At 64.3% G+C, this 14,560-nt stretch carries 18 protein-coding genes; 10 read left to right on the top strand and 8 right to left on the bottom strand.

The features are described 5' to 3' along the window. Window positions 1-90: 90 nt before the first annotated feature. Window positions 91-1,110: a LacI family DNA-binding transcriptional regulator gene (locus tag AC0L2L_RS00295; protein ID WP_473575368.1), complete on the top strand. Its 1,020-nt coding sequence runs from the start codon at window positions 91-93 to the stop codon at window positions 1,108-1,110. Here the strand turns inward: AC0L2L_RS00295 and AC0L2L_RS00300 are convergent. The 5 genes from AC0L2L_RS00300 to AC0L2L_RS00320 form a co-directional block, all read right to left on the bottom strand. Further along, window positions 1,100-1,900 carry an inositol monophosphatase family protein gene (locus AC0L2L_RS00300; RefSeq protein ID WP_473575369.1) on the bottom strand — a complete coding sequence of 267 codons (801 nt, stop codon included), beginning with the start codon at window positions 1,898-1,900 and terminating at the stop codon, window positions 1,100-1,102. The two genes, AC0L2L_RS00295 and AC0L2L_RS00300, sit on opposite strands and share 11 nt — an antisense overlap. A 74-nt stretch (window positions 1,901-1,974) precedes the next feature. After that, window positions 1,975-2,973 carry an LLM class flavin-dependent oxidoreductase gene (locus AC0L2L_RS00305; RefSeq protein WP_473575370.1) on the bottom strand — a complete coding sequence of 333 codons (999 nt, stop codon included), beginning with the start codon at window positions 2,971-2,973 and terminating at the stop codon, window positions 1,975-1,977. 3 nt (window positions 2,974-2,976) lie between these two features. Next, entirely contained in the window at window positions 2,977-3,810 is an 834-nt protein-coding gene (locus AC0L2L_RS00310; protein WP_473575371.1) for an arylamine N-acetyltransferase family protein, read from the bottom strand. Between the two features lie 89 nt (window positions 3,811-3,899). Then, window positions 3,900-5,069 (bottom strand): AI-2E family transporter, encoded by a 1,170-nt coding sequence (locus AC0L2L_RS00315; protein WP_473575372.1) that lies wholly within the window; start codon window positions 5,067-5,069, stop codon window positions 3,900-3,902. Window positions 5,070-5,173: 104 nt separating this feature from the next. Continuing rightward, on the bottom strand, window positions 5,174-6,235 hold the full coding sequence (locus AC0L2L_RS00320; protein ID WP_473575373.1) for an LLM class flavin-dependent oxidoreductase: 1,062 nt from the start codon (window positions 6,233-6,235) through the stop codon (window positions 5,174-5,176). Between the two features lie 228 nt (window positions 6,236-6,463). Here AC0L2L_RS00320 and AC0L2L_RS00325 point away from each other — a divergent pair, with 228 nt between their 5' ends. Beyond that, window positions 6,464-6,892, top strand: coding sequence for a DUF6481 family protein (locus AC0L2L_RS00325; protein WP_473575374.1), 429 nt, complete (start codon window positions 6,464-6,466; stop codon window positions 6,890-6,892). A 193-nt stretch (window positions 6,893-7,085) separates the two neighbouring features. On the opposite strand, the gene sugE is transcribed toward AC0L2L_RS00325, so the two are convergent. Both sugE and AC0L2L_RS00335 read right to left on the bottom strand, forming a co-directional pair. Beyond that, on the bottom strand, window positions 7,086-7,400 hold the full coding sequence (sugE, locus tag AC0L2L_RS00330; protein WP_473575375.1) for a quaternary ammonium compound efflux SMR transporter SugE: 315 nt from the start codon (window positions 7,398-7,400) through the stop codon (window positions 7,086-7,088). Between the two features lie 193 nt (window positions 7,401-7,593). Further along, complete coding sequence (locus tag AC0L2L_RS00335; RefSeq protein WP_095769470.1) at window positions 7,594-7,719, bottom strand: hypothetical protein; 126 nt, start codon at window positions 7,717-7,719, stop codon at window positions 7,594-7,596. A gap of 210 nt (window positions 7,720-7,929) precedes the next feature. On the opposite strand from AC0L2L_RS00335, the gene AC0L2L_RS00340 reads away from it, so the two are divergent. The 3 genes from AC0L2L_RS00340 to AC0L2L_RS00350 all read left to right on the top strand — a co-directional run bounded on the left by AC0L2L_RS00340 (window position 7,930) and on the right by AC0L2L_RS00350 (window position 10,261). Beyond that, entirely contained in the window at window positions 7,930-8,739 is an 810-nt protein-coding gene (locus AC0L2L_RS00340; protein ID WP_027166860.1) for a transglutaminase-like domain-containing protein, read from the top strand. A gap of 123 nt (window positions 8,740-8,862) precedes the next feature. Continuing rightward, window positions 8,863-9,828, top strand: coding sequence for a cation diffusion facilitator family transporter (locus AC0L2L_RS00345; protein WP_473575377.1), 966 nt, complete (start codon window positions 8,863-8,865; stop codon window positions 9,826-9,828). Window positions 9,829-9,856: 28 nt separating this feature from the next. Then, the gene (locus AC0L2L_RS00350) at window positions 9,857-10,261 is read left to right on the top strand and encodes a GFA family protein (RefSeq protein ID WP_473575379.1); all 405 of its coding nucleotides are present in this window, start codon (window positions 9,857-9,859) and stop codon (window positions 10,259-10,261) included. Window positions 10,262-10,325: 64 nt separating this feature from the next. Here AC0L2L_RS00350 and AC0L2L_RS00355 read toward each other — a convergent pair whose 3' ends face one another. Continuing rightward, window positions 10,326-11,573 carry a DNA recombination protein RmuC gene (locus AC0L2L_RS00355; RefSeq protein WP_473575380.1) on the bottom strand — a complete coding sequence of 416 codons (1,248 nt, stop codon included), beginning with the start codon at window positions 11,571-11,573 and terminating at the stop codon, window positions 10,326-10,328. Window positions 11,574-11,676: 103 nt separating this feature from the next. Here AC0L2L_RS00355 and def point away from each other — a divergent pair, with 103 nt between their 5' ends. The 5 genes from def (at window position 11,677) to AC0L2L_RS00380 (ending at window position 14,476) form a co-directional block, all read left to right on the top strand. Then, window positions 11,677-12,207, top strand: a complete 531-nt coding sequence (gene def / locus AC0L2L_RS00360) for a peptide deformylase (protein ID WP_473575382.1) — start codon at window positions 11,677-11,679, stop codon at window positions 12,205-12,207. A gap of 77 nt (window positions 12,208-12,284) precedes the next feature. Next, the gene (locus tag AC0L2L_RS00365) at window positions 12,285-12,572 is read left to right on the top strand and encodes a plasmid stabilization protein (RefSeq protein ID WP_473575384.1); all 288 of its coding nucleotides are present in this window, start codon (window positions 12,285-12,287) and stop codon (window positions 12,570-12,572) included. Further along, window positions 12,569-12,994 carry a PIN domain-containing protein gene (locus AC0L2L_RS00370; RefSeq protein WP_473575386.1) on the top strand — a complete coding sequence of 142 codons (426 nt, stop codon included), beginning with the start codon at window positions 12,569-12,571 and terminating at the stop codon, window positions 12,992-12,994. The genes AC0L2L_RS00365 and AC0L2L_RS00370 overlap by 4 nt, the downstream gene beginning before the upstream one ends. A 43-nt stretch (window positions 12,995-13,037) precedes the next feature. After that, on the top strand, window positions 13,038-13,973 hold the full coding sequence (fmt, locus tag AC0L2L_RS00375; protein ID WP_473575388.1) for a methionyl-tRNA formyltransferase: 936 nt from the start codon (window positions 13,038-13,040) through the stop codon (window positions 13,971-13,973). Beyond that, a complete protein-coding gene (locus AC0L2L_RS00380) occupies window positions 13,970-14,476 on the top strand; it encodes a GNAT family N-acetyltransferase (RefSeq protein WP_473575390.1) in 507 nt (168 codons plus the stop codon). The genes fmt and AC0L2L_RS00380 overlap by 4 nt, the downstream gene beginning before the upstream one ends. Window positions 14,477-14,560 lie beyond the last annotated feature (84 nt).

Consider the following 14,560-nt stretch of genomic DNA (forward strand, 5'->3'; position numbering starts at 1 on the left):
TACGTAGGCTCAGCCAAATAAGGGCGGCGAAACGTTTCGAAAATGACAGTGTCAGGGCGGAAAAACCAGCGGAAATCAACAGCGCCGACCATGCTGCATGTGGCGGAGGCGGCGCGCGTTTCCGTCGCCACCGTTTCGGCATTGCTCAATGGCACCGCGACCGTCAGTCCGGAGCTCAGCCAGCGCATCGAGCAGGCGATCCGCGACATCGGCTACAAGCGCAATGCGATTGCCCGCAGCCTGAAGATGGGCACCACGCGGACCATCGGCCTGACCGTGCCGCACATCACCAACCCGTTCTTCACCGATGTCGTGTCGGTCATCCAGCAGGCGTTCGACCGCGCCGGCTATGCCGTCATGCTGTGCTGCACGGACGAGGACCTGAACACGCAGGACGAGCAGATCCGCCTGCTGCTCGACCGGATGGTCGACGGGCTGATCGTGGCGCGCGTCGGCGATGGCGGCATTTTGAAGAGCATCGTCGAGGACGCCAATGTGCCGGTGGTGCTGCTCGACCGCCTTTGCGAAGGTGTCGACACCGATGCTGTGGTGCTGGACAACCACCGCGCCGTGTTCGACGCCATCACCTATCTCGTCCACCTCGGCCACAAGCGCATCGGCTACATCACCGGAACATCCGACATATCCCCCATGCATGGCCGCATGACCGGTTACCGCGAGGCGCTGCAGGCGGCCGGCCTGCCGGTGGCGGAGGAGCTCGTGCGCTCCGGCAATTTCCACGAGATCGACGGCTACAATGCGACCATGCAGCTGCTCTCGCTGCACGACCGGCCGAGCGCGATCTTTTCGGCCAACAACCCGATGGTGATCGGCACCATGAAGGCGATCCGCGACATCGGCCTTAGCTGCCCCGAAGACATCTCGGTCGCCTGTTTCGACGATTTTCCTTGGTCGGACGTCTTCGTGCCGCAACTGACCACGGTGGCGCAGCCGGTGCAGGCGATCGGCGAGCAGGCGGCCAACCTCCTGCTCGACCGGTTGGCCGGCAACAGGGACGCGCCGCCGCGCAAGCTCGTCCTCAAGGGCCGGCTGATGATCCGCAATTCCTGCCGGCCGCTGGGCGCGGTCGCGCAGACCGTCAGCGCGTAGGTAAGAAAGAACTCCTGCAGAGCAGCTGCAGCATGGGGAAGATGCGCTTGCCGCCGGCGATCACTTGCGTGCCTTGGCCGAGCACCGTCTTCGGATCGGCCTTGAGCACCGTGCCGCCGGCCTCTTCGACCAGCAGCATGCCGGCGAGACAGTCCCAGGCGTTCATGTGCTCCTCGACATAGCCGAGCAGCCGGCCGGACGCCGCATAGGCAAGCATCAGCGCGCCCGAGGCATTGCGGTAGAAGACGCCGCCCTCGGCCATTATCAGGCTGATGAGAATGACGACATTCTTGGTCGAGGCGCGGTTGGAAAGCCCGGTGCCGACCGAGCCTTCGGAAAGCGACGCCGCATGGCTGGCCTTGATCGGATTGCCGTTGAGGAAGGCGCCGCCACCGAGGCGGCCGTAAAATGTCTCGTCCGTCGAAGGTTCATGGATGACGCCGACAATCGTCTCGCCGTCCTTGGCGCAGGCGATCACCACGCACCAGGCGGGAATGCCGCGCACGAAATTGGCGGTGCCGTCGATCGGGTCGATCACCCAGACATGACCGGTCTTTCCCGCCACGGCCGCGTGCTCCTCGCCGACGATGCCGTCTTGCGGATAGGCCTCGGCGATTGCCGCGCGGATGAACAGCTCAACCTCCCGGTCGCCTTCGGAAACCAGGTCTTGGTGGCCCTTGCTCTCGACGGTCAAATTGTCGAGGTCGCGAAAATATTTCAGCCCAAGCTCGCCGGCGCGCCGCGCCAGGTCGATGGCAAAATGCATGCGGTCGTCGAGATCTCTGGCCACGGGACGCTCGTGATTGAGGAGAAATGCTCCATGCCCTTAGCAGACCAGCATGTCAGGCAAAAGCCGATGTGCGATCAGGCCGCCTTCGACATCGATTTGTGCACGTCGGCGAGAATCTCGAAGGACCGCACGCGCGCCGCGTGGTCGAAGCACTGCGCCGTCACCATCAGTTCGTCGGCACCGGTGCGGCTTATGAAGGCGTCGATGCCTTGGCGCACCGTGTCGGGCGAACCGACGACGGCGCAGGACAGCGCCTGGGCAAGCGTGGTTTTCGCGACGGGATCGAGATCGCGGTCGTAATTCTCGACCGGCGGCGGCAATTGCCCGGGACGGCCGCTGCGCAGATTGACGAAGGCCTGCTGCAGCGAGCTGAACAGCAGTTTTGCCTCTGCATCCGTCGGCGCCGCAAAAACGTTGAGGCCGAGTATGACGTAGGGCTTGTCGAGTTGCGCCGAGGGCTGGAAGCGCGTGCGGTAGACCTCCAGCGCATGGTCTAGCTCGGCCGGCGCGAAATGCGAGGCGAACGCATAGGGCAGGCCGAGAAGCGCGGCGAGTTGCGCGCCGTAGAGGCTGGAGCCTAGGATCCACACCGGCACGGTCTGGCCTTCACCGGGCACAGCGCGGATGCGCTGGCCTTCCTCGGCCGGCTGGAAATAGCCCATCAGCTCGACCACGTCCTGCGGGAAGTTGTCGGCGCTTTCGAGGTTGCGGCGCAGCGCCCGCGCGGTCAGCATATCGGTGCCCGGCGCGCGGCCGAGGCCGAGGTCGATGCGGCCAGGAAAAAGTGCCGCCAGCGTGCCGAACTGCTCGGCGATCACCAGCGGCGCATGGTTGGGCAGCATGATGCCGCCGGCGCCGACGCGGATGGTCCTGGTGCCGCCGGCGACATGCGCGATCACCACCGATGTGGCGGCGCTGGCGATGCCCGGCATGTTGTGGTGCTCGGCCAGCCAGTAGCGCGTGTAGCCGAGACGCTCGGCATGGCGGGCAAGGTCGAGCGAATTGGCAAGCGACTGCGAAGCGGTGCTGCCTTGCGTGATCGGCGACAGGTCGAGAACCGAAAGTGCGGTCATTGGTCAGGTCTCCACGATGCGTTTTTCCCGCAGCCTTGCTTCGAAGGCGGTGCGGTCGGGAATGACGACGGCAAGCTGGTTCTCCAGCAGGTCGGCGAGTTCGCTGGCCGTCGCGATCTCGCGCTGCTCGCCGCGGCCGCCGGCATGATGCGTCGACAGCCGGTTGTTGCGCAGCGCGTAGCGCCGGTCGGGCAGGGCGAGCGCAGCCACCAGCGTCGACAGGAAATGCGAGCTCGGATGCGTCGACAGGAAATGGCTGGCGACCCGGTAGTCGACCTCATGGGCTTGGCTCATGTCGAAGCGGTAGAGCGTGCGCCAGTTATCGGCAATGTTGGCACCGCCAATATTGGCCTGCAGGCGGAATTGGTCGCCAGTTCCGACCAGGCGGAAGGTCTCATGCGGCGTCTGTTGCTCAAGCCCGGGCTCCAACAGCAGCGGCGCCGTCAGCGTGAGGCCGCCGAAGCCGACATCGGCGATGTAAGTGCGGCCGCCAAGCTCGATACGCAGCAACATGTGGCTGCGCGCGGTGATGGCATCGTCCGGCTGCCCCCACAGCACGCGGGCGGCCAGCCCGCTGACCATGAAACCCAGCTCTTCCAGCGCATGCATGAAGATCAGATTGTGTTCGAAGCAATAGCCGCCGCGGCCCTGGCTGATGATCTTGTCCTGCAGCGAAGCGACATCGAGCCCGACCGAAACGCCCATCAAGGCATCGACGTTCTCGAACGGGATCGCCTGCGGATGGATGGCGTGCAGCGCCTGCAGCGTGGCCAGCGTAGGGTCGGTCGGCCCGCCGTAGCCGATGCGGGCGAAATAGCCATCGAGATCTAAGCTCATTCAGGGACAGGTCCGGCTTGACCGGTCCGATATAGGCACTCCCCGCCGGCGCCGCAAACGATCGGCCGGGACATGGAATTGGGCCAGCGTTACGGCGTTGACTTGTGATTGTTCTCGGCCGGCTCGTCGTCGACGACGGCCGTGTGCTGCGCCGCCAGGAAGTTGCCGACGTGGCTCAAGCCGTCGAAATGGTCGCAGAAGACCTTGATGACGACCAGCAGCGGCACCGCCATCAGCGCGCCGACGAAGCCCCACAGCCATGACCAGAAGGCGATGGCGATGAAGATCGCCACCGCGTTGATCTCAAGCCGCCGGCCCACCACCATCGGCGTCACAAACTGGCCTTCGACGATGTCGCACAGCACCACGAAGGCGGGCGCCAGCAGCGCATAGGCGATCGTATCGAAGCTGATCAGCGCGATGACCGTAACGAGCAGGATCGTCATCAGCGCGCCGACATAGGGGAGGAAATTGAGCAGCGCCGCGGCCGCGCCCCAGACCAGGGGGTTGGGCATGCCGAGCCCCCAAAGGCCAAGCCCGATCACCGTGCCGAGACCCATATTGATCATGGCGACCGTGAGCAAATAGTGCGAGATTTCGCGCTCGACATCATAGACGACGCGCAGCGCCCGTTTCTTCTGGGTGAGGCTGGTGAAGGATTGGACGATCTTCTCGTAAAACAGCGTGCCGGAGGCGAGCAGGAACAGCGACAGCACGAAGACGATGGTGATCGAGGTGCCTGCTTCGAGGATGTTGCTGGCGGCCGTGGACAGGACGCCGGATGGCGCCACCGCGACCTTCTGCACGCCCGGCTCCTGCGAGGTCTCGGTCAGCGCTTCCAGCTGATGCGCGAGATCCATCACCCGTTCGAGCGGCCGCCTGAGTGGCGCCAGCCGCTCGGTGAGCTGCTGGCCGATCGAATAGCTGTTGTTGATCAGGTCGATGACCGGAGCGCTGAGCAGATAGCCGGCAACAGCGAATATGAAGATCGACAGCAGCACCAGCAGCGTCGCCGAGACCACCTCCGGAATGCCGCGCTTGCGCAGGAAGCGCACGATCGGCGTCAGCGTCAGCGCCAGCAGGAACGCAAGCACCACCGGCATGAAGAAGGCGCGGGCAAAATAGAGTGCGCCGGCCGTCATCAGAATGAAGATACCGGTCAGCAGCGACCGCACCAGGCGCATGTCCGCCCGCGCATCGGCGCGCGTGTCAGGGCTTTCGGCAACGCTCGCGCCCGAAGCGATCGGTTCGGCTTTCATCGGTTCCCTCAGGCACCGCAACCGGTGCAATCGACGGGGAAACGTGGCTGCCGCGCCAAGGTTCCGTTAGCCGGCGGTCATGGAAGGCCTTCGGCTGCCGCCGTTCAGGCGACTGGCGCCGCGATAGCCGGAGCGGCCTTTGCCGTCTCCATGCGCACGATCGGCGCCACCTTGGTGCCGTAGAGCTCGATCGCCTTCATGATCTTGGCGTGCGGCATGGTGCCGATCGCCATCTGCAGGAGGAAGCGGTCGTTGCCGAAGATCTTATGCTGGGCGACGATCTTTTCCGCCACCTGCTCCGGGTTGCCGACGAACAGCGCGCCGTTGGGCCCTCGCGCCTGGTCGAAATGGGCGCGCGAGGTCGGACCCCAGCCGCGCTCGCGGCCGATGCGGTTCATCACCTCGGCCTGCGGGCCATAGAAATCGTCGGCGGCCTGCTCTGTCGTCTCGGCGATGAAGCCGTGCACGTTGATGCTGGTGGCAAGCGTTGCCGGATCGGTGCCGGCCCGCTTCGCCGCCTCGCGGTAGATATCGAACAGAGGCGCGAAACGCGCCGGCTCGCCGCCGATGATGGCCAGAGCCAGCGGCAGGCCTAGCACGCCGGCGCGGGCGGCCGATTGCGGCGTGCCGCCGATGGCGATCCAGATCGGCAGTTTTTCCTGGAATGGACGCGGATAGACGCCGCGGTCGTTGATCGGCGCGCGCAGCTTGCCTTGCCACGTTGCTTTCACCTGATCGCGGATGGCGAGCAACAGGTCGAGTTTCTCGGCGAAGAGCTCGTCATAGTCCTCGAGATTGTAGCCGAACAGTGGGAAGGACTCGATGAAGGAGCCGCGCCCGGCCATGATCTCGGCGCGGCCGTTGGACAAAAGGTCGAGCGTCGAAAATTGCTGGAAGACGCGCACCGGATCGTCGGAGGACAGCACGGTGACCGCGCTGGTAAGGCGGATGCGCTGCGTGCGCTCGGCCGCCGCGGCCAGCGCCACCACCGGCGCCGAGGCGGCATAGTCGGGACGGTGATGCTCGCCGAGGCCGAACACGTCGAGACCGACCTGGTCGGCCAGCTCGATTTCCTCGATGAGGTTGCGCAGCCGCTCATGCGGGCCGATGGCGCCGGGACCCGGCTCCGGGCTGACATCGGCGAAAGTGTAGAGACCGAGTTCCATCAGGCTGCGTCCTCAATGTTCATATGGGCGTTGGTTGTCGGCGCTAGAGGTAGCCATCTACCCCGCCGTCCGCCAGAGGTGCGATCTGTGAACAGTGCATCGTGCCTGCCGGGCCGTATCCCTGCGGCAACAAGCCCATTTTTTCATGGCTGGCATATCGTTTTCGCGCTTGAACTCGCCGTTTTCGCGCGTATGTAAGCGTCGCGAATAGACTGCAAGGAAGTGGACTTGGCTATCTACAGGGAAAAAGACATTTTCGAGCGGCGCAATGCCGCGAACGAGGCAAAGAAGGCGCTTCTCGAGCGCTTCAAGGCAAAGCCGGCGGCGGATGATCCCGCGGTGCTGGCCAAGCAGGCCGAGCGCAAGGCGATCCTCGCGGCCCGCGAGATCCGCGAAGCCGAGAAGGCAAGGCTGAAGCAGGAAAAGCTGGCCCGCGAAGCGGCCGAGAAGGCCGAGCGCGATGCTGTGGCCGAGGCGGCGCGTAAAGCCGCCGAAGAGGCGGCTGCCGCGGAAGCAAAAATCCGCGAGGCCGAGGAAGCCGAGCGCATCGCTTTCGAGCTTGCCGATGAAGCCGAGCGCAAGGCCAAGCGTGACGCACGCTACGCCGCCCGCAAGGCGCGTACCGGCAGGACGCCTCCGGGCTTCTCCGCCCGCTAATGCACGTTGCCCAGAAGTGGGCAACGACATGCATCAAGACAATGGCTTGAAGCGCGTCGCCTGACTCCGTGTCGGCGCGAGGCGCTGCAAGTCCGGGTTCGATGGAAAATGTTCAGGGTCGCCGAAAGCGGCCCTGAACGTGTTTGCGTCCGGAAATATTCAGGCCTCGGAAATATTCAGGCCCCGGAAATATTCAGGCAACGAGCTTCAGGCCGACGATGCCGCAGACGATCAGGCCAATGCAGGCAAGCCGCACAACAGTTGCGGGTTCGCCGAGCAGCCAGACGCCGAGCAGCGCCGTGCCGACGGTGCCGATGCCGGTCCATACCGCATAGGCCGTGCCGACCGGCAGCGTCTTCAGCGCCAGGCCGAGCAGGCCGAGGCTGACGATCATCGAGGCGATGGTGAGAAGGGTCGGCAGCGGCTTGGAGAAGCCGTCGGTGTATTTGAGGCCGATCGCCCAGCCGATCTCGAACAGGCCGGCGAAGAAAAGAACGATCCAGGACATCGAGAACACTCCGTCATCCGGCATCGGTTGAGATGCTCGGTGTGGCGGGCCGTCCCGGCCGTTTTCGGGGAAGCGAGGTCGTCCTCGCCCGTCGATATAGGGTGCCCTGTTCCCCGATCAACAAAACACCGGCAGCATTGTCATGCCGCCGGTTCAAATTCTGTATTGAGCCGGATCGACCGAATTCGGCCGCCTATTTTTCCTTAATGCGCAACGCCTTGACCGGCGGCGCCTTCGGAGCCGGGGCCGCGGCGGGCTTCTTGGCGTCCTTCTTCGGTTTGCGGGCTTCCTTGCCCGCCTTCATCGCACCTTTAGCCATGATTCGCTCCTCCGATTGTGGACGTGCGAGTGAAACAAGAGAAATGCCCGGCTGCAAGAGGGTAGCGCCTCTTGAAGCCAACAGTCGAGCGCTTTCAACCGGTTTCTAATTTGCTCGTAAACCACACCGGTCCGTGCGATGGTCTTCTTCGCACTGCAGCATCGGCCCGGCCTTCGCCGGGCGATGATCAAGCAGCCGGTCAGGGAGAAAATGCGAATTCACATCGGCTGCGAGATGAGCTTCGACTTTCCGCAGGAAGCGCCACTGATCGCGATGCTCAACGTCCATTACTCCCGCGCCTCCGATCTTGAGCGGCCGGATTTCCTGACCTCCACGCCGCCGGTGCCGATCCAGAGCTACCGCGACAGCTTCGGCAACTGGTGCAACCGGCTTGTCGCCCCTCCGGGACGTTTTACCTTCGGCACCGATGCCATCATCCGCGATTCCGGCACTTTCGAGATGGGTGACCTGTTGGCCTGGCAACACGAGGTGCGCGACCTGCCATCGGACACGCTCTTGTTCCTGCTGCCCAGCCGCTATTGCGAAAGCGACGTGCTGGCAAGCGACGCCTGGCGGTTGTTTGGTCACACTCCCCTCGGCGTCCCGCGCGTCCAGGCGGTCTGCGACTTCGTCCACAACCATCTCGTCTTCAACTACGCCAATGCGCGGCCGACGCGCACCGCGGCGGAGGCTTACCGCGAGCAGAGCGGCGTCTGCCGCGATTTTGCCCATCTCGCCGTCGCCTTTTGCCGGGCGCTCAACATTCCGACCCGCTACTGCACCGGCTATATCAGCGACATCGGCCTGCCAAAACCATGGGCCTCGATGGATTTCGCCGCTTGGATGGAAGTCTATCTCGGCGGCCGCTGGCACGCTTTCGATCCGCGCAACAATGCCCCGCGCATCGGCCGCATCCTGATTGCCTCCGGCCGCGACGCGGCCGATGTGCCGCTGACCCATATCTTTGGACCGGGCACGCTCGCCGGGTTCAGGGTATGGACCGACGAAGTCGTCGAATAGGGCTTCGCGTCACGAGCCACCTTCCTCCCTGAACGACCCGACCGTGGCGCGTTGCGCATAGCTGTGGAGCTTCGGCCGGCGGGCCGCTAAGGTCGGTCGCATCGGACAGGGGTCAGGAACCAGATGGCAGGCCACGCCGGCTCGAGAAAAGTGATCTACGCCGCGCTCGCCGGCAACCTGGCGATCGCGCTGACCAAATTCGCGGCCGCGTCCTTCACCGGTTCGTCCGCCATGCTGTCGGAAGGCGTGCATTCGCTGGTCGACACCGGCAACGGCGGGCTCCTGCTCTATGGCATGCACCGCGCAGCGCGCCCGCCAGATCGCGCGCACCCGCTCGGCCACGGACGCGAGCTCTATTTCTGGAGTTTCATCGTCGCGCTTCTGGTCTTCGCGCTGGGCGCCGGCGTTTCTCTCTATGAGGGCATCATCCACATCATGGCGCCGGAACCGGTCGTCAACGCCAGGGTCAACTATGTCGTGCTTGGCCTCTCCTTCCTGTTCGAGGGCAGCTCGTGGCTAGTGGCGTTGAAGGAGTTCCGTCAGCAGAAGGGCCGCCAGGGCTGGTTCGAAGCCGTGCGCCGCAGCAAGGATCCGAGCGTCTACACGGTGCTGTTCGAGGACAGCGCCGCGCTGCTCGGCCTCATCGTTGCCTTTGCCGGCATCCTGTCCGCCGAACTTCTGGAAATGCCCGAGCTCGACGGCGTCGGCTCGATCGGCATCGCCGTCATCCTGGGCGCGACCGCAATCTTCCTGGCACGCGAGAGCAAGGGCCTGCTGCTGGGTGAGCCCGCGTCGCCCGAGGTGCAGGACAAGGTGCTGGCGATCGCCCAGGAGGATCCGGCCGTCCAGCGGGCGAACGGCATCCTGAGCGTCCATATCGGGCCGGAGGAAATCGTCGCGGGTTTGAGCATCGAATTCGAGGATCATCTCACCGCGCCGGAGATCGAAGCCTGCGTCGAACGCCTGGAGGCAAGGTTGAAGAAGGACATGCCGCAAATCTCGCGGCTCTTCGTCAAGCCGCAAGCGGCTGGCACATGGGAGCGACGGCGCAAGGCTATCGCCGAGGCCTCGGAGGAGGCTAGGTTTTGATACAGCGAACCTATCAGGAGGAAGACCGATGAAGATCGACGGCGGGTGCCATTGCGGCGCCATCACTTATGAGGCGGAGGTCGATCCGGAAAAGACCTCGATCTGCCACTGCACCGACTGCCAGCAGCTGACCGGCACGGCGTTCCGCGTCTCGATCCGGGTGCCGGAAGAGGACTACCGCATCACCAAGGGCGAGCCGAAGGTCTATATCAAGACCGGGTCGAGCGGCGCCAAGCGGGCGCAGGGCTTCTGTGGCGACTGCGGCTCGCATCTTTATGCAACGTCGGTCGGCGACGGGCCTAAGATCTACGGCATCAGGGTCGGCACCGCGCGCCAGCGCGACCAATTGGTGCCGAAGACGCAGTATTGGCATCGTTCGGCGCTGCACTGGCTGCCGGAATTCGAGGGCACGAGGATCGTCGAGGAGCAGTAGGAGGCGCGGCGTCGGGCGGGAAGGGACGGGCGCTCGGCTAATCGCCAACGGTGGAACAACCCACCTACTCGTCGCCTTCGACAACGCGCAGCCGCAACTGGCCTGTTTTCGAATCGGCCACGCGTGCCCCGGTTTCCGTCTTGGCAGGGCCACCGTGCGGCGCCTCGGTCTCCGCGAATTCAAGCGCCTCGATCTTCTGGCTGCGCTTGGTCACCTTCGATGTCGACACGAGAATGTCGTCGATGTCCCGCGTCGCCTGGCCGAAATGCGTCTGCAGCCGGCGCACCCGCTCATCGACCCTGGCCACATCCTCCATCAGCCGGATGACCTCGCCCTGGATGAGATGCGCCTGCTCGCGCATGCGGGCGTCCTTCAGGATCGCCTGGATGACCTGGATCGACAACATCAGCAGCGAGGGTGAGACGATGACGACGCGGGCGCGGTGCGCCTTCTGCACGACCGCCTCGAAATTCTCATGGATCTCGGCGAATACCGATTCCGACGGCACGAACATGAAGGCGGTGTCCTGCGTCTCGCCCTGGATCAGGTATTTCTCCGCGATATCGCGGATATGCACCTCGATGTCGCGCCGAAAGGCCTGCGCCGCCGCCTTCTGCATATCGGCGCCCTCGGCGGCGCGGATGGCGTTCCACGCTTCCAGCGGGAACTTTGCGTCGATGGCGAGCGACGGCGCGCTGTTCGGCATCCGCACCAGGCAATCGGGCCGGCTGCCGTTGCTAAGAGTAGCCTGGAACTCGTAGGCGCCGTGCGGCAAGCCGTCGGCGACGATCACCTCCATGCGCGATTGGCCGAAGGCGCCGCGCGTCTGCTTGTTGGAGAGGATCGCCTGCAACTGCACGACCTGGCCGGCCAAAGACTGGATGTTGCCTTGCGCGGTGTCGATCACCGCCAGCCGCTCCTGCAGCTTGGCCAGGCTTTCATGCGTCGACTTGGTCTGCTCGGTCATCGTCTGGCCGAGGCGGCCGGTCATGGCGTCGAGCCGTTGTCCCAGCGACTGGGTGAGCTCGGCCTGCCTAGCCCCGAACACCTCCGCGATCGCGCCCATGCGGCCCTGCATTTCGGCCTGGCTCTGCAGAATATCGGCCATTCGGGCCTCGGTGTCGCGTGCATGGTCTGCCGCCTCAGTCGCGGCGACCGCGCGCGCCTTGGCCGCGCGCCACAGGGCGACGACGAGCGCCGCGAAAAGCACGACCAGCAGGAGTGCGCCGAAACCAAACGCCTGCCCGAGCGTGATCGTGGTGGCGCCGAGCCGCGCGACCGGTTGCGAAAGGATGGTGGTCATGTCGTTCATTTGGGCAGCATAGCCGATTCGCCTCGCCGGCACAGATCAAAACGTGAACGGGCCGAACATGCCCCCGTTGACGCTTTTCCAACGAGGTCTTAGGTGAGACGCCATGTCGATCAAGCCGCTCATCATTCTTCCCGATCCCATCCTGCGCCAGGTTTCCAAGCCGGTGGAGCGCGTCGACGGCGACCTGCGCAAGCTCGCCGACGACATGCTGGAGACCATGTATGACGCGCCGGGCATCGGTCTGGCGGCGATCCAGGTCGGCGAGCCGCGGCGGCTGCTGGTCATCGACCTCGCCAAGGAAGGCGAGCCGCCCGAGCCGCATGTCTTCATCAATCCCGAAATCCTCGAAACCGCCGATCAGCGTTCGGTCTATGAGGAAGGCTGCCTCTCGATCCCCGACTACTACGCCGAGGTCGAGCGCCCGGCTTCCGTGCGGGTGAAATATCTCGACCGCGACGGCAAGTTGCAGGAGATGCAGGCGCAAGGCCTGATGGCCACCTGCCTGCAGCACGAGATCGACCATCTCAACGGCGTGCTGTTCATCGACCACATCTCGAAGCTGAAGCGCGACATGGTGGTGAGGAAATTCAAGAAGCTCGCCAAGGACAAGGCGCCGGGCAAGATGGTGGGGTAAGCCGGCCTTGAACCGCTCTGCCTTGAGCAGGAGCCCCCAGTGTGATATCGATGATATCAGACCAGGAGATATAACCGATGGGCGACATGCTGATCCGAGGCATTCCCGAACCTTTGAAGCGCGAAATCGAGCAAGCTGCCCGCAAGGGCGGCCAGAGCCTGTCGGGCAAGGCCATCGACCTTTTGCGCAAAGGTATTGTCGCGGAGAAAGAGCCTAGACCTGAGCGGGGCGTTTCGGCTTGGGATGCTATCCGCTCGGCATTCGTCGCTGAAAACGCCACCGACGAGGCGTTCGCAGAGATAATGGACGAGATCGAAGCGGAAAGAAAACGGGATTTCGGTCGCCCGATCGAGGATTTCGAGTGATCGTCCTCGACACCAATGTCATTTCCGAAGCCGGTAAGCCTGCGCCCGATCCGATCGTTGCCGAATGGCTTCGTAAACAGGATGTTCTCGAACTCTACGTGTGCGGCCCGGTTATCATGGAGCAATCTTTTGGCGCGGAAAGATTCCTGAACAGGACGGGGTCGGATCGCTATATCCGAGTCCTGGATCATCTGATTTTACATCAGTTTGCCGGCCGTATCGCGGAGTTTGCGGGCTCGTCCCCTCGTCTCGCCGGCAAGCTCCGGGCTATGCGCGAACGAATTGGCCGCCCAATGAGCCTGCCTGACGCCATGATCGCTGCGATTTGTCTGGCGCATGACGCCACGTTGGCGACGCGCAACGTCCGCGATTTCGACGGGCTTGACCTGAAGCTTGTAAACCCTTTTGAAGCGGGCGCCTAAGTCAGCTCGCATTTTGGGCACGAAAACAGGATCGCAAAACGTCATGCCGCTTCGCGTCATCTTCATGGGGACGCCGGATTTTTCCGTGCCCACGCTCCGCGCCATCGCCGAGGCCGGTCACGAGATAGCGGCCGTCTACACCCAGCCGCCGCGCGCCGCCGGCCGGCGCGGGCTGGAGCTGACGCCCTCGCCGGTGCAGCGCGAGGCCGAGCGGCTTGGCCTTGAGGTGCATGCGCCGACGTCGCTAAAGGGCGAGGCCGAGCAGCGGGCCTTCGCCGCCTTGCAGGCCGATGTCGCCATTGTCGTGGCCTATGGCCTGCTCCTGCCGAAAGCCATCTTGGACGCCCCCAGGCTCGGCTGCCTCAACGGCCATGCCTCACTTTTGCCGCGCTGGCGTGGTGCCGCTCCCATCCAGCGTGCCATCATGGCCGGCGATGCCGAGACCGGCATGATGGTCATGAAGATGGAAGAGGGTTTGGACACCGGGCCGGTGGCAATGGTTGAAAAATGCGCCATCGCTCCCGATATGACGGCCGGCGAACTGCATGACCGCCTGATGGCTCAAGGCGCTTCGCTGATGGTGCGGGCGCTCGCGCAGTTGGGGATAAATTGTCTGACATTTACCCAACAGGCAACGGCAGGGGTGACCTACGCCCGAAAGATCGATAAATCGGAGACACGCGTAGACTGGACGCGGCCTGCCGGCGAAGTCCACAACCACATTCGCGGCCTTTCGCCCTTTCCCGGCGCTTGGTGCGAGGTCGACATTGGCGGCCGCATGGAGCGGCTGAAACTGCTTCGCTCGACGCTCTCGGATGGCGTCGGCGAGTCGGGAGGAATTCTCGATGACCGACTGACAGTCGCCTGCGGGGCAGGCGCGGTCAGGCTGGTCGAAGTTCAACGGGCGGGCGGAAGGCCCGCCGCCGCGCAGGAGTTTTTGCGCGGAGCCAAGATCGAAAAAGGAATGAAACTCAAATGAGCATGATGTCGATACGCGCTGCGACGCCGCGGGATCGCGAGGCGATCCGTCTCGTCGAAGAGCATGCCTTTGGCCAGCAGGCGGAAGCCGGCCTGGTCGACGCGCTGGTCACCGGCGGCGATGCCGTCGTCGAACTGGTGGCGGAAGAAGACGGCCAGGTCGTCGGCCACATCCTGTTTTCCAGGCTTTACGTGCAGAATGGCGGCAAGCGCTTCGCGGCCGTCGCGCTGGCGCCGCTGGCCGTCGAACCCTCCTTCCACGGCACCGGCATCGGCGGCGCGCTGATCCGCGAGGCGCATATCCGCCTCAAGCAAGCCGGCGAGACGCTGGCCGTGGTTCTGGGCGATCCGGTCTATTACGGCCGCTTCGGCTACACCCATGCCCGCGCCGCAAACTTCGAGAGCGAGTATCAGGGCGAGGCGCTGCAGGCCCTGGCCTGGGGCGAGGCGCCGGAGACCGGCAAGCTGGTCTACGCTTCGGCCTTCACCGCCTTAGCCGCCTAGAGCATGATCCCGAACCGAAGGTCCGCGTTCGCGAAAATTGGGAACCGGTTTTCGGGCAGGATCATGCTCAATCGAGAAAACAAG

This window comes from Mesorhizobium sp. WSM4832, assembly GCF_055811115.1.

Coding starts and splice junctions, on each gene's coding strand:
- AC0L2L_RS00295 (WP_473575368.1), top strand. CDS start 91: ATGCTGCATGTGGCGGAGGCGGCGCGCGTTTCCGTCGCCACCGTTTCG.
- AC0L2L_RS00305 (WP_473575370.1), bottom strand. CDS start 2,973: ATGACCGCACTTTCGGTTCTCGACCTGTCGCCGATCACGCAAGGCAGC.
- AC0L2L_RS00310 (WP_473575371.1), bottom strand. CDS start 3,810: ATGAGCTTAGATCTCGATGGCTATTTCGCCCGCATCGGCTACGGCGGG.
- AC0L2L_RS00315 (WP_473575372.1), bottom strand. CDS start 5,069: ATGAAAGCCGAACCGATCGCTTCGGGCGCGAGCGTTGCCGAAAGCCCT.
- AC0L2L_RS00320 (WP_473575373.1), bottom strand. CDS start 6,235: ATGGAACTCGGTCTCTACACTTTCGCCGATGTCAGCCCGGAGCCGGGT.
- sugE (WP_473575375.1), bottom strand. CDS start 7,400: ATGTCCTGGATCGTTCTTTTCTTCGCCGGCCTGTTCGAGATCGGCTGG.
- AC0L2L_RS00335 (WP_095769470.1), bottom strand. CDS start 7,719: ATGGCTAAAGGTGCGATGAAGGCGGGCAAGGAAGCCCGCAAACCGAAG.
- AC0L2L_RS00340 (WP_027166860.1), top strand. CDS start 7,930: ATGCGAATTCACATCGGCTGCGAGATGAGCTTCGACTTTCCGCAGGAA.
- AC0L2L_RS00345 (WP_473575377.1), top strand. CDS start 8,863: ATGGCAGGCCACGCCGGCTCGAGAAAAGTGATCTACGCCGCGCTCGCC.
- AC0L2L_RS00350 (WP_473575379.1), top strand. CDS start 9,857: ATGAAGATCGACGGCGGGTGCCATTGCGGCGCCATCACTTATGAGGCG.
- AC0L2L_RS00355 (WP_473575380.1), bottom strand. CDS start 11,573: ATGAACGACATGACCACCATCCTTTCGCAACCGGTCGCGCGGCTCGGC.
- def (WP_473575382.1), top strand. CDS start 11,677: ATGTCGATCAAGCCGCTCATCATTCTTCCCGATCCCATCCTGCGCCAG.
- AC0L2L_RS00365 (WP_473575384.1), top strand. CDS start 12,285: ATGGGCGACATGCTGATCCGAGGCATTCCCGAACCTTTGAAGCGCGAA.
- fmt (WP_473575388.1), top strand. CDS start 13,038: ATGCCGCTTCGCGTCATCTTCATGGGGACGCCGGATTTTTCCGTGCCC.
- AC0L2L_RS00380 (WP_473575390.1), top strand. CDS start 13,970: ATGAGCATGATGTCGATACGCGCTGCGACGCCGCGGGATCGCGAGGCG.